Origin of the sequence: Cupriavidus sp. WGlv3, from assembly GCF_023952475.1 — a bacterium.
GTDB classification, from domain to species: Bacteria; Pseudomonadota; Gammaproteobacteria; order Burkholderiales; family Burkholderiaceae; genus Cupriavidus; species Cupriavidus phytorum.
On sequence record NZ_JALHRX010000011.1, the window covers coordinates 35,154 to 48,405 of the forward strand.

At 69.5% G+C, this 13,252-nt stretch carries 11 protein-coding genes; 9 read left to right on the forward strand and 2 right to left on the reverse strand.

Annotation, left to right across the window (positions count from 1 at the left end):
• Window positions 1–31 precede the first annotated feature (31 nt).
• A complete protein-coding gene (locus tag MKD38_RS18495; protein ID WP_252678817.1) occupies window positions 32–1,180 on the forward strand; it encodes an exonuclease SbcCD subunit D in 1,149 nt (382 codons plus the stop codon).
• Window positions 1,177–4,239, forward strand: coding sequence for an AAA family ATPase (locus MKD38_RS18500; protein ID WP_252678819.1), 3,063 nt, complete (start codon window positions 1,177–1,179; stop codon window positions 4,237–4,239). The genes MKD38_RS18495 and MKD38_RS18500 overlap by 4 nt, the downstream gene beginning before the upstream one ends.
• Before the next feature lie 17 nt (window positions 4,240–4,256).
• Here the strand turns inward: MKD38_RS18500 and MKD38_RS18505 are convergent, their stop codons facing one another.
• Window positions 4,257–4,505 carry a hypothetical protein gene (locus MKD38_RS18505; RefSeq protein ID WP_252678821.1) on the reverse strand — a complete coding sequence of 83 codons (249 nt, stop codon included), beginning with the start codon at window positions 4,503–4,505 and terminating at the stop codon, window positions 4,257–4,259.
• Window positions 4,506–5,029: 524 nt separating this feature from the next.
• Between MKD38_RS18505 and MKD38_RS18510 the strand changes: the two genes are divergently transcribed.
• The 6 genes from MKD38_RS18510 to MKD38_RS18535 all read left to right on the forward strand — a co-directional run bounded on the left by MKD38_RS18510 (window position 5,030) and on the right by MKD38_RS18535 (window position 10,942).
• Window positions 5,030–5,692 (forward strand): 3-oxoacid CoA-transferase subunit A, encoded by a 663-nt coding sequence (locus MKD38_RS18510; protein WP_092316195.1) that lies wholly within the window; start codon window positions 5,030–5,032, stop codon window positions 5,690–5,692.
• A gap of 22 nt (window positions 5,693–5,714) precedes the next feature.
• Window positions 5,715–6,353: a 3-oxoacid CoA-transferase subunit B gene (locus MKD38_RS18515; RefSeq protein ID WP_252678823.1), complete on the forward strand. Its 639-nt coding sequence runs from the start codon at window positions 5,715–5,717 to the stop codon at window positions 6,351–6,353.
• 42 nt (window positions 6,354–6,395) lie between these two features.
• Window positions 6,396–7,598 (forward strand): 3-oxoadipyl-CoA thiolase, encoded by a 1,203-nt coding sequence (gene pcaF / locus MKD38_RS18520; protein ID WP_252678825.1) that lies wholly within the window; start codon window positions 6,396–6,398, stop codon window positions 7,596–7,598.
• A gap of 75 nt (window positions 7,599–7,673) precedes the next feature.
• On the forward strand, window positions 7,674–8,405 hold the full coding sequence (locus MKD38_RS18525) for an SDR family NAD(P)-dependent oxidoreductase (protein WP_062802297.1): 732 nt from the start codon (window positions 7,674–7,676) through the stop codon (window positions 8,403–8,405).
• Between the two features lie 199 nt (window positions 8,406–8,604).
• Entirely contained in the window at window positions 8,605–9,612 is a 1,008-nt protein-coding gene (locus tag MKD38_RS18530; RefSeq protein WP_092316187.1) for a Bug family tripartite tricarboxylate transporter substrate binding protein, read from the forward strand.
• Window positions 9,613–9,763: 151 nt separating this feature from the next.
• Window positions 9,764–10,942 (forward strand): FIST signal transduction protein, encoded by a 1,179-nt coding sequence (locus MKD38_RS18535; protein WP_252678827.1) that lies wholly within the window; start codon window positions 9,764–9,766, stop codon window positions 10,940–10,942.
• Between the two features lie 39 nt (window positions 10,943–10,981).
• Here the strand turns inward: MKD38_RS18535 and MKD38_RS18540 are convergent, their stop codons facing one another.
• Complete coding sequence (locus tag MKD38_RS18540) at window positions 10,982–12,028, reverse strand: phytoene/squalene synthase family protein (RefSeq protein ID WP_252678829.1); 1,047 nt, start codon at window positions 12,026–12,028, stop codon at window positions 10,982–10,984.
• A gap of 231 nt (window positions 12,029–12,259) precedes the next feature.
• Here MKD38_RS18540 and MKD38_RS18545 point away from each other — a divergent pair, with 231 nt between their 5' ends.
• A complete protein-coding gene (locus tag MKD38_RS18545; RefSeq protein ID WP_252678831.1) occupies window positions 12,260–13,240 on the forward strand; it encodes a quinone oxidoreductase family protein in 981 nt (326 codons plus the stop codon).
• Window positions 13,241–13,252 lie beyond the last annotated feature (12 nt).

Genomic DNA, 13,252 nt, shown 5'->3' on the forward strand with positions numbered 1-13,252 from the left:
GGGTTTCGCCGATACTTCAACGGACTCCGGATTGCGTTTCCTTCACACCGCCGACTGGCATCTCGGCCGCCTCTTCCATGCGCGCAGCCTGCTGGAAGACCAGGCCCATCTTCTCGACCAGTTTGTCGAACTGGTCCGCATCGAACGCCCGGATGCGGTGCTGATTGCCGGCGACGTCTATGACCGCGCCGTGCCGCCGCCCGAGGCGGTGGCCTTGCTCGACGACGTGCTCGGCCGCATCGTGGTCGACGCCGGCGTGCCGGTGGTGATGATCGCGGGCAACCACGACAGCGCGCAGCGGCTGGAATTCGGCGCGCGGCTGATGCGCGCGCAGGGCCTGCACGTGGCCGGCCGCACGCTGGCCAAGGCCAGTTGCGTGAGCCTGCACGATGCGCACGGCGAAGTCCGCGTCTATGCGTTGCCGTATGCCGAGCCCGCCGTGGTGCGCGATGCGACCGGCACCGAGATGCCGTCGCACGAAGCCGCGTTGCGCGCGCAGCTCGATGCCATCCGCGCGGTGCATCCGCCGGGCGTGCGCGCGGTGGTGGTGGGACATGCCTTTGTGGTGGGCGGTGCGGCCAGCGAATCGGAACGGCCGCTGTCGGTGGGCGGCAGCGGCGCCGTGGCGGCGGAGCTGTTCGCCGGCTTCGACCTGGTCGCGCTGGGCCACCTGCACCGGCCGCAGACGCTGGGCGGCGGACGCATCCACTATGCGGGCTCGCTGCTGAAATACTCGCTGTCGGAATGCGCGCATGTGAAGTCGGTATCGCGCATCGAACTGGATGCGGACGGGACCGTCGCCATCACGCCGCTGACGCTGCAGCCGCTGCGCGACGTGCGCGTGCTCGAGGGCGAGCTGGCACAGTTGCTGGCCATGGGCACCGACGACCCGCAGCGCGATGACTACATCCACGCGCGCCTGACCGACACCGGCGCGCTGCTGGACCCGATGGCCCGGCTGCGCCAGGTCTATCCCAACGCGCTCGCGATCGAGCGCACGGTGCTGGCGCGCACCGGCATGGCGTCGGAGGCGGGGCGCAAGCTGCGGCAGCTGGGCACCGGCGAGCTGTTCGCCAGTTTCTTCCGTGAAGTGGCCGATGCCGAGCTGGACCCGGACCAGCGTGCCGCGTTCGACCAAGTGCTGGCCGGCATCGCCGCGGCGGAACGGGAGTCGGCATGAGACCGCTGCACCTGACGCTGCAGGCGTTCGGCCCCTTTGCCGCGACCGAGGAGATCGACTTCACGCGGCTGGGCGAGCAGGCCTTCGTGCTGATCCATGGCCCCACCGGCGCGGGCAAGACCACGCTGCTCGATGCCATCTGCTTTGCGCTGTACGGCGACACCTCCGGCGGCGAGCGCAGCGCACAGGCGATGCGCAGCGCCAATGCGGCAGCGGGCTTGCGCACCGAGGTAACGCTGACCTTCAGCCTTGGCGCGCAGCGCTGGCGCGTGGTGCGCTCGCCCGTGCAGGAGCGCCCCAAGCAGCGCGGCGAGGGCTGGGTGACGGAACCGGCCAGGGCGCAACTGGACCTGCACGACGGCAACGGCTGGGTCAGCAAGGCCAGCCAGCCGGGCAAGGTCACCGATGCCGTGCGCGAGCTGCTGGGTTTCGACAGCGCGCAGTTCCGCCAGGTCATCGTGCTGCCGCAGGGACGCTTCCGCGAACTGCTGACCGCCAGCTCGCAGGCGCGGCAGGCCATCCTGGAGCGGCTGTTCCGCACCGAGCTGTACCGCCGCGTGGAAGAGCTGCTGAAGACCGAGGCCGCCGGCATTCGGCGCGACGCCGAGCGCATCACGATCCAGCGCGACGAAGCGTTGCGGCAGGCCGGTGTGGAATCGGCGCAAGCGTTGGCGGACAGCATCGCGGCCATGCAGGCCGAGCTGCAGGCGCTGCAAGGACAGGAGCAGGGCGCACGCGCCGCGCAAGTCGCCGCGCAGGCCGCGCTAGCGGCGGGCGAACAGGTGGCGGCGCGCTTGCTGGAGCGCCAGCAGGCGCAGGCCGCCCATGCCGCGTTGCTGGCGCGGCAGCCCGCCATCGATGACCAGCGCGGCCGCGTGCACGCGGCCCAGCGCGCCGCGCGCGTGACGCCGGCGGTGCAGGCCGCACAGGCCGCGCAGCGCGATCATGCCGCCGGTGCGGCGGCATTGGCGCAGGCGACCGAGCACGCCGCGCGCGCGGGCCACCGGGCCACGCAAGCCGCCGCGGCGTTGCAGGCGCAAGCGCAGCAGGCCGACGTCCGCCAGGCCGCGCAGCGCCGTGTTACGCAGCTGGAAGCGATGCTGCCGCGCGCGCAGCGGCTGGGAGCGTTGCAGCGCGCCTTGCACGAGGCCGAAGCCAGGCAGGTCACTGCCGCCACCGCACGCGATCGCGCCTTGGCGCAAGTCGAGACATGCCGCGCCGCCGCCGTGACCGCTGAATCGGCACTGGGACAGGCACAGCTTGCCGCGGCGCAGGCACAGGCGACCGCCTTGCAGCTGGCCGCGCTGCAGGACCGCGCGCGGCAATTCGAACGGTACCGGCAGGCGGCGCGTTCGCTGGACGCCGCGAACACGCATTCCGCGGGCCACGCGCAGGCCGAACAGCAGGCGCTGCATCAGCGCGACCGCTGCCGCGCCGTGCTGGCCGACGCCGAAGCCGCATGGCGCGCCGGGCAGGCCGCGCGCCTGGCGCAGACGCTGGCGTCTGGCGATGCCTGCCCGGTCTGCGGCAGCACCGCGCATCCCGAGCCGGCACGGCACGTAGCGCAGCCGCTGTCGGACCTGGCTCTGGAGGCCGCGCGCCAGGCCCTTCTGGAAGCGGAGGCCGATGCCGTGCGCTGTGCCGGCCAGCACCAGGCCGCGCAACTGGCGATCGCACAGGCGCGCGAGCGGCTGGAAGAACTGGCCGCGGCACTGGGCGATGCCAGCGCGGCAGCGGCCGCCGGCGTCAGCGCTGACATCGAAGCGCGGCAAGCGGCGCTGGCGCAGCAGCGGCAGGCAGCGGCCACCCTGGCGCAGCGCGAAGCCGCGATCGCGACCTCGCGCGCGGCGCGCGACAGCGCCGAAGCCGTGCACCGCGATGCCGTTGCCGCGGCCGATGCCGCCGCGCAGGCACTGGCGCATTGCCGCGGCGAATGGCAGGCCGAGAGCGCACAGGTTCCCGAAGATTCGCGCGACCCGGTGGCCCTGGGCCAGGCACTGCGCCAGGCGCAGGCCGCGCTGGCCGCACTGGAACAGGCGCTGGCCGCCGCGCAGGCGGCGGAGCGCCAGGCCGCCGCGGAAGATGCGGGTGCGCAGGCCGCGCTGGTATCGGCACGGCAGTCTCACGCGCAGGTCACTGAACGCCTGGCCGACGCCGACGTGGCCTTGGCGCAGGCGCTTGCGCAGCAAGGCTTTGCCGATGCGCGGGCGCACGCCGACGCCAGCCTGGACGATGACGCGATGCAAGCGCTCGACGCCACGCTGCGCGCATTCGATAGCCAGCTGGCCGCCGCCGCGGACCGGCGCGAACGCGCGGAAGCTGCCGCGCAAGCGCTCGATGCGCCCGACCTGGACGGGCTGCGCGCGGCGCTGGCGGCTTCGGCGGCGATGGTGGAAGAGCTGGTGCGACAGCAGGCTGAACGCGGCCGTTCCCGCGACGCGCTGCTGCAATGCCAGCAGCGGCTGCAGCAGCTGGACCAGGCAGGCCGCGACATCGAAGCCCGCTTTGCCGTGCTGGGCCGGCTGGCCGAAGTGGCCAACGGCAACAACCCGCGCCGCATGACGTTCCAGCGCTTCGTGCTGGCCACGCTGCTCGACGAGGTGCTGGAAGCCGCGTCGATGCGGCTGCTGGCGATGAGCCGCGGCCGCTATGTGCTGCAGCGCGTGCGCGAGCAGGCCGACCAGCGCAGCGCCGGCGGGCTCGATATCGAAGTGTTCGATCACGATACCGGCGCGGCGCGCCCGGCCAATACGCTGTCAGGGGGCGAAGGCTTTCTGGCGTCGTTGTCGCTGGCGCTGGGCCTGGCCGACGTGGTGCAGTCCCGCGCGGGCGGCATCCAGCTCGACACGCTGTTCGTCGACGAAGGCTTCGGCACGCTCGATCCAGAAAGCCTCGACTTTGCCCTGCGCACGCTGCTGGACCTGCAGCAGGCCGGGCGCCTGGTCGGGATCATTTCGCACGTGACGGAGTTGCGCGAGCGCATCGACGTGCGGCTGGAAGTTAAGCCGGGCACGGGCGGCAGCCGCGTGCTGCTGACTGGTGTGCCGGTAGCGGCCTAGACGGGGAAGGGGCAGGATCAGGCGACGACGGCCTGGCGGCAGCGGATCGCCATCACCTGCGCCTCGAAGGCGCGGGCGGCCGCACGGGCCAGGCGTGCGCGGCGCGACAGCGGCAGTGTGGGAGTCAGTATGGTGGCGCCAGCAGGCGCCGGCGTGGCTTGTATCGGGTGACGATCCGATGCCCAGGCATTGCGGGTGACATGCAGAATGCGCGCGAGCGCTGCTGCATGGGGCGTGGAAGAAAACGGGACGTTGGCGGTGGCCATGATGACGGGCTCCTCGTTCTTGTGTGTTGCCAGGCGAGGCCGGCTCAGCCGGGTGGTCCGGAGGCTGCTGTGCGGCGCTGCCTTGTGCTGATTCAACGATAGCCCCGGACGGCGTCGCCTCCTATCCCGTGCGAGCCGATTGTGAGGTCGGCTCTGTCCTACACAGAGGGTGTATGCATCACCTTGCGCGCTGATCGCACAAACTGCTGGGCCGACCGCCCGGTCGGCTTGACCGTCGTCGACGGCCAGGTGTAATCTGTTCATTCTGCGAATTCAAGTTCGTATATCGAACATTTCGGTTGTCCCGGCTTTACCCGGCTATCCGTAGGTTCGATCGACGAGTGCCTGGTTCCACTTCGACCAATGCAGAGCACGCGCAGACTGCTGGACTCGTTCACCGGGCAGGCCACGCCGCCCGCCGCAACGAACATCCTTCCGGCAGGACTACCGGAGACCGTCTTTCATGCGCCGCGGCTTGCGGCCCGCTCCGGTAAGCCTGGCGGATCTTCCGACCTGGAACGCAAGTGATCAACAAGCTATACGACTCGGTGGAAGCGGCAGTTGCCGGCATCCACGACGGCGCCACCATCCTGACCGGCGGCTTCGGCCTGGCAGGCATGCCCGCGGAACTGATCGACGCGCTGATCGCGCAGGGCGCGCGCGACCTCACCATCGTCAACAACAACGCCGGCAACGGCGACACCGGGCTGGCCGCGCTGCTGAAGACCAAGCGCGTGCGCAAGATCATCTGCTCGTTCCCGCGCCAGGCGGATTCCTACGTGTTCGATTCGCTCTACCACGCCGGCGAGATCGAGCTGGAGCTGGTGCCGCAGGGCAACCTGGCCGAGCGCATCCGCGCCGCCGGCGCCGGCATCGGCGGCTTCTTCACCCGCACCGCCTATGGCACGCCGCTGGCCGAAGGCAAGGAAACCCGCATCATCGACGGCCAGGGCTATGTGTTCGAAACCCCGATCCACGCCGACTTTGCACTGATCAAGGCCGACACCGCCGACCGCTGGGGCAACCTGACCTACCGCAAGACCGCGCGCAACTTCGGCCCGATCATGGCGATGGCCGCCAAATGCGCGATCGTGCAGGTCAGCCGCGTGGTCGAGCTGGGCGAGATGGACCCCGAGCACATCGTCACGCCGGGCCTGTTCGTCAAGCGTGTCGTCAAGGTCGCCTGAGCGCGAATACAGGAGAAACAGCATGCAACGCCTGACCCGCGATCAGATGGCCGCCCGCGTGGCCAAAGACATTCCCGACGGTGCCGTGGTCAACCTCGGCATCGGACTGCCCACCCTGGTCGGAAACCACCTGCCGGCCGACAAGGAAATCCTGCTGCACAGCGAGAACGGCCTGCTCGGCATGGGCCCCGCGCCCGCCGCCGGTGAAGAGGACGGCGACCTGATCAACGCCGGCAAGCAGCCGGTGACGATCAAGCCGGGCGGCTCGTACTTCCACCACGCCGATTCGTTCGCGATGATGCGCGGCGGCCATCTCGACTTCTGCGTGCTGGGCGCGTTCCAGGTGTCGCAACAGGGCGACCTGGCCAACTGGCACACCGGCGCACCGGGCGCCATCCCCGCCGTGGGCGGCGCGATGGACCTGGCGATTGGCGCCAAGCAGGTGTTCGTGATGATGGAGCACCTGACCAAGCAGGGCGAAAGCAAGATCGTGCCGCAATGCACCTATCCGCTGACCGGCATCGGCTGCGTGACGCGCATCTACACTGACCTGGCCACGCTCGACGTGACCGGCGACGGCCTGGTCGCGCGCGACCTGGTCGAGGGCCTGAGCTTTGACGAACTGCAGCGCCTGACCGGCGTGCCCCTGAAGCAGGCCTGAGCGCCGGCATCGACATCCATCACAACGAGAGAGAGACGCACCATGACCGAAGCCTTTATCTGCGACGCCATCCGCACCCCCATCGGCCGCTACGGCGGCAGCCTGTCCGCGGTGCGCGCGGACGACCTCGGCGCGGTGCCGCTGAAGGCGCTGATGGCCCGCAACGCCAACGTCGACTGGAAGGCCATCGACGACGTGATCTACGGCAACGCCAACCAGGCCGGCGAAGACAACCGCAACGTGGCGCGCATGTCGTCGCTGCTGGCGGGCCTGCCGCAGGAGGTGCCGGGCGCCACCATCAACCGCCTGTGCGGCTCGGGCATGGACGCCACCGGCACCGCCGCGCGCGCGATCAAGGCCGGCGAGGCCAACCTGATGATCGCCGGCGGCGTGGAAAGCATGAGCCGCGCCCCGTTCGTGATGGGCAAGGCCACCAGCGCGTTCTCGCGCGATGCGCAGATCTTCGACACCACCATCGGCTGGCGCTTCATCAACCCGGCCATGCGCGCCGCCTACGGCGTGGACTCGATGCCCGAGACCGCCGAGAACGTCGCCACCGACTACAAGATCAGCCGCGAAGACCAGGACCTGATGGCGCTGCGCAGCCAGGAAAAGGCCTCGCGCGCGCAGGCCGACGGCACGCTCGCCCAGGAAATCACCGCGGTCACGATTCCGCAGAAGAAGGGCGACGCCATCGTGGTCGAGCGCGACGAACACCCGCGTGCCACCAGCATGGAAGCGCTGGCCAAGCTGCGCGGCGTGGTCCGTGCTGACGGCACCGTTACCGCGGGCAATGCCTCGGGCGTGAACGACGGCGCCTGCGCGATCCTGCTGGCAAGCGAAGCCGGCATCAAGCAACACGGCCTGACCCCGCGCGCCCGCATCGTCGGCATGGCCACCGCCGGCGTGGCGCCGCGCGTGATGGGAATCGGCCCGGCACCGGCGACGCAGAAGCTGCTCAAGCAGCTGGGCATGACGCTGGACCAGATCGACGTGATCGAGCTGAACGAAGCCTTCGCCGCGCAAGGCCTGGCGGTGCTGCGCGAACTCGGCGTGGCCGACGACGACCAGCGCGTCAACCCGAACGGCGGCGCGATCGCGCTGGGCCACCCGCTCGGCATGAGCGGCGCGCGCCTGGTCACCACCGCGATGTACCAGCTGCACCGCACCGGCGGCCGCTTCGCGCTGTGCACGATGTGCATCGGCGTGGGCCAGGGCATTGCGATGGTGATCGAGCGCGTTTAAGCACGAAGGTTGAACCCTCTCCTGCAAGCGGGAGAGGGAGCAGGACAGCGGTAGTTTTTATTGAGTGAGTCAAAGATGTCCCTCCCCGTAGCCACCCTCGTCACCGGCGGCAGTTCCGGCATCGGCCGCGCCATCTGTGAAATGCTGCTGGCCGATGGCGTGACCCAGGTGGTCAATGTCGACTACGCCGAGCCGGCGTGGTCGCACCCCAACCTGAGCTTCTTCCAGGCCGACCTGACCGATGCCGAGGCCACCCGCGCCGTGGCCGCGCAGGTGACGTCGCGCTTCGCCGTCACGCGCCTGGTCAACAACGCCGGCGCCACGCGCCCCGGCACCGCCGACACCGCCACCGTCGCCGACCTGGACTACGTGACCGGGCTGCACCTGCAGGCCACGCTGCTGCTGACGCAGGCGTGCCTGCCGGCGATGCGCGCCGCGGGTTTCGGCCGCATCGTCAACATGGCGTCGCGCGCGGCGCTGGGCAAGGCCGAGCGCGTGGTGTACTCCGCCACCAAGGCCGGCCTGATCGGCATGACCCGCACGCTGGCGATGGAACTGGGTGGCGACGGCGTGACCGTCAACGCCGTGGCGCCGGGCCCGATCGCCACCGAGCTGTTCCGCAAGAGCAATCCGGAAGGCGCCGAACAGACCAAACGCATCCTCGCCAGCATCACCGTCAAGCGCATGGGCACGCCCGAGGACGTGGCACGTGCCGCGCTGTTCTTCCTGTCGCCCGACAACGGCTTCGTCACCGGCCAGGTGCTGTACGTTTGCGGCGGCACCACGCTGGGCGTTGCGCCGGTGTAAAGACCGGCCGGCCTGCGCGACTCAAGCATTCAACAAGAAGAGACGTTAACCAAGCGTCACGCATGGCGGCCCATCAGCGGGCCGCCCACCGGAAGCGCGCGTGTGCGCGCTCCGTTCGGGAACGGCAATCACGCCATTCAGCACAACCTCCCGCGGTACCCGATCACCGCCGGAACGACATAGCACCGGAGCTTTACCGATGAGACAAGATTCCCAGACCTCCACCACGCGCCGCCGCCTGCTTGCCGCCGGCGTGGCGCTGGCCACCACCATCGCCGGCTTTGCCGGCGCGGCCCATGCGCAGGGCGGCTATCCGACCAAGCCGATCACGCTGATCGTGCCGTTCTCGGCCGGCGGCACCACCGACATCCTGGCCCGCATCGTCGGCCTGCAGCTGGGCAAGGCGCTCGGCCAGCCGGTGGTGATCGACAACCGTCCGGGCGCGGGCGGCAACATCGGCGCCTCGCTGGCCGCCAAGGCCCCGGGCGACGGCTACACGCTGTTCATGGGCACCATCGGCACCCACGCCATCAACCAGTCGCTGTACTCCAAGCTGCCGTACGACCCGGTCAAGGACTTCGCGCCGATCAGCCGCGTGGCGATGGTGCCGAACCTGGTGGTGGCCAATCCCAAGGTACCGGTCAACAACATCAAGGAACTGATCGCCTACGTCAAGGCCAACCCGGACAAGCTGTCGTACGGCTCGTCGGGCAGCGGCTCGTCGATGCACCTGTCGGGCGAACTGTTCAACTCGATGACCGGCCTGCATATCCAGCACATCCCGTACAAGGGCAGCGCCCCGGCCGTCAATGACCTGCTGGGCAACCAGATCGGCCTGATGTTCGACAACATGCCGTCGTCGTACCCGCACGTGAAGGCGGGCAAGCTGCGCGCGCTGGCCGTGACCTCGGCCAAGCGCTCGCCGGCGCTGCCCAACGTGCCGACCGTGGCCGAATCGGGCGTGCCGGGCTATGAAGCCACCTCGTGGTTCGCCCTTTACGCCACCGGCGGCACCCCGCAGGCCATCGTCGACCGCCTCAACGCCGAAGTGGTCAAGATCCTGGCCATGCCCGACGTGAAGAAGCAGATGGCCGACCAGGGCGCCGAGCCCAACCCGGAAAAGCCGGCCCAGCTCGCCGCGTTCATGAAGTCGGAAACGGCCAAGTGGGCGAAGGTGGTGAAGGCTTCGGGGGCGACGGTGGACTGATTGCCATCGGCCTCTGTTGCTGCGCAATAGCGGAAAGCCGGCTCCTCGAGGGAACCGGCTTTTTTATTTCCGGAGCGCGGCCGGGGTCTGAAACGCACCATCTTGGCGGCAGTCCAATGGGTGTCGTCGGCCTGAACCGGAGGGAACCGCCATGCAAGACCTCTTCTTCGTTCATGCTGACGCCGCCCATGTCGAGTGGCAGCTGGCCCTGGCCGATTGCCAGCGCCAGCTGGACACGCAAAACTTGCTGAGGCAGGCCAGGTCCGACGCGGCGCCGCCGCTGACGCTCGGCTGGTGCTACCTGAGCGACTATTACGCCCTGGCCGCCGAGGCCATCCTTGAGGCGCTGCAGCAAAACTGGCCCGGAGTGTCCTGGGTCGGCACGGCCGGGCTGGGCGTTTCCGCGAGCGGCAAGGAGTACTTCGACGAACCGGCGATGGTGCTGATGGCCGCGCCGCTTCCGCGCGATGCCTTCCGCGTCTTCTCCGGACGTCAGCCGCTGCCGTCCGCGTCTGCCGGCTTCGTTCCCCATACCGCGCTGGTGCATGCCGAAGGCAGCACACCGGATGTTCAGGGCCTGCTGCACGAGCTGAGCGCACGCACCGCCACCGGCTACCTGTTCGGCGGCCTGTCCTCGGCGCGCAACCGTACCCTGCACATTGCCGACGGCGTCTTCTCCGGCGGGCTGTCGGGCGTGCTGTTCGGTCCTGAAGTGGGGCTGGTGTCGCGGGTCACGCAGGGGTGCGAGCCGATAGGACCGGTACGCACCGTGACGCGCGGCGAGCAGAACCTGGTGTTCGCGCTGGATGGCAAGCCCGCCCTCGACTGCGTGCTGGACGATCTACAGCTGGACCGCGGCGCGCCGGTCGAAGCCATGGCCGAGGCACTGTCGGGCACGCTGGCGGGACTGAACGCGGCCAGCGACGACGTCCCGGCCCTGCCGGGCAGGTTCGGCTCGGACACGCTGGTGCGGCACCTGATCGGCCTGGACGTGCAGCATCGCGTGCTGGCGCTGGCCGACACGGTTGAGCCCGGCATGCGGCTCGCCTTCTGCATGCGCAACGCCGCCGCGGCGCGCGCGGACCTGGTGCGCATCGCCACCGAGCTCCGCACGGAGGTCGAGCAGGGCGGCGGCCGCGCGCGCGGCGCGCTCTACATCAGCTGCTCCGGCCGCGGCGGACCGCACTTCGGCGCGCCGCATGCCGAGCTGCAGACCTTGCGCGGTGCGCTGGGCGACCTGCCGCTGGCCGGGTTCTTCGCCGGCGGCGAGATCGCGCGGGACCACCTGTATGGCTACACCGGGGTGCTGACGGTCTTCACCGGCCACTGATCCGGCACGGACGGGCGACGCATGCCGCGACGGCAGGCGTCAGCCGATGACGGCCTCGATATCGCGAAGCTGGCGCCCGAACCACGCGCGCAGCAGGCCGTTCGACAGCACCATCGGCACCGAATACGCCAGGATGCGGTAGACCTGACGGCGGGGCAACCTGGACGAGCGGCCCGGCTCCAGCCAGCTGTGGTTGCGCACCAGCAGCCGCAGCGTTTCCATGCCGATCAGCACCGGCCACAGGCAGGCCAGCCGCAGCCTGACGAAGCGCGCCGGGATGGCCAGCGTATAGGCCAGCGCCTGTTCGAAGTGCTCCAGCGTGTTGCGCACCAGCTCGAACATCAGCGCGCGCGCACGCGCAGAGGCGTCCGGGCGCAGCAGGTCCTGCGGGCGCAAACCTTCGCTCTCCAGCATCGTCTCCGGCAGGTAGCAGCGCCCGATGCGCAAATCCTTGCCGCAATCGCGCAGCACATTGGTCATCTGCAGGGCTTTGCCGAAGCGGACGCCGCGGCGCAGCATGCCGTCGACCTCGCCGATCGCGCCGGGCATGTGGGCGGCCGCCATGCGGGTCCAGAACTCGCCCACGCAGCCTGCGACCAGGTAGGTGTAGCGGTCCAGGTCCTCCAGCTCGCGCAGCGCGACGATGTGCCCCGCGCGTTCATCGGGGAACGTGCGCAGGTCGAATTCCATCCCTGCGGTCAGCGTCGACACGATCTGCCGCACCGCGCTGCGATCTGCCGGCTCCAGTTGCGCCAGCGCGGCCAGCGCGTGTGCCAGCGACTCGAGCAGGATGCGTTCGTCGGACTGCTCCTGCCGGCTTGCCACTTCCGCGGCAAAGTCGGGCATCGACGCCGCCCCGCCGTTCACGCCGTTGACCTGCTCGCGCAGCGACAACAGCAATGCCAGCCGCCGTTCCGGTGCGATCAGCGCGGTATCCGCAATGGTGTCCGCGGCGCGCGCGAGCAGGTAGGCCAGCCCAACCGGATCCCGCATGCGCGCGGGCAGCACGCGCAGCGTCAGGTAGAACGAACGCGACACGCCTTTGAGCAGCGGACCGAGGAGGAATTCCCGGCTGGTGTCGCGCATGGGTGGTGACCTGTCCCTTGAGAAATTGGCGTGGATGCGCCCGCTCGGCAAGGCCGCGGGCCGGCACATTGTACCTGCGGCGTCGCTCGCGCCTTGTCACAAAGGGGAAAGTCCGGGGCATGCAAGGGAAAGCGGAAAGTCGCACCGGGCCGGATGATTCCATCGTCGCGACGGACATGCAGCCATCCATCGCAGACGGCGCGTCATAGCTGATGGAGAACAGGAGACAACGTGGCAAAAGTCATCAGGATTTACGAAACAGGCGGCCCCGAAGTCCTCCGTTTCGAGGATGCCCGCGTGGGGGAGCCGGGACCGGGAGAGGTGCGCCTCCGTCACGTGGCGGTGGGTTTGAATTTTGCCGACACCTACTTCCGCAGCGGCATGTACAAGGTTCCGCTGCCCAGCGGCATCGGCAACGAAGCCGCCGGCGTGGTCGAGGCCATCGGTGCCGGCGTCACCCATCTGTCGGTTGGCGACCGCGTGACCTACACGGGCTTTATCCCCACCCTGGGCGCCTACAGCACCGAGCGGCTGATTTCTGCCGATGCGCTGATCAGGCTGCCGGAGGCCATCAGCTGCGAAGTCGCGGCGGCCATGACCATGCGGGGCCTGTCGGCGGCGTACCTGATGCGCCGCATCTATCCCTTCAAGGCGGGCGACGCCATCCTGCTGCATGCCGCGGCAGGCGGGGTCGGCCTGATCATTTCGCAATGGGCCAGGCTGCAGGGACTGACGGTGATCGGGACGGTTTCCACCGAGGCCAAGGCCGAAGTCGCGCGCGCCCATGGCTGCGACCACACCATCAACTACAGCCATGAGGACGTGGCCGCGCGCGTGCGCGAGCTGACCGATGGCGCGGGCGTGAACGTGGTCTTCGATAGCGTGGGCAAGGACACCTTCATGTCCTCGCTTGACTCGCTCAAGCGCCGCGGCCTGCTGGTGTGCGTGGGCTTTGCCTCGGGTCCGGTTAGCGGGTTCGATCCGGCAATACTGGCCCGCAAGGGCTCGGCATTCCTGACCCGGCCGGGCCTGGCCGACTATATCGCCGATCCCGCCGAGAAGGCGGAACTGGTCGCCGAGTTGTTCGGCCACGTGGCGGCCGGCCGCATCCGCATCGGCATCAATCAGCGCTATGCGCTGCAGGAAGCCGTGCAGGCACATCGCGACCTCGAGTCGCGGAAGACCACCGGCTCATCGATTTTCGTGATTTGACCGTTTGCCCGC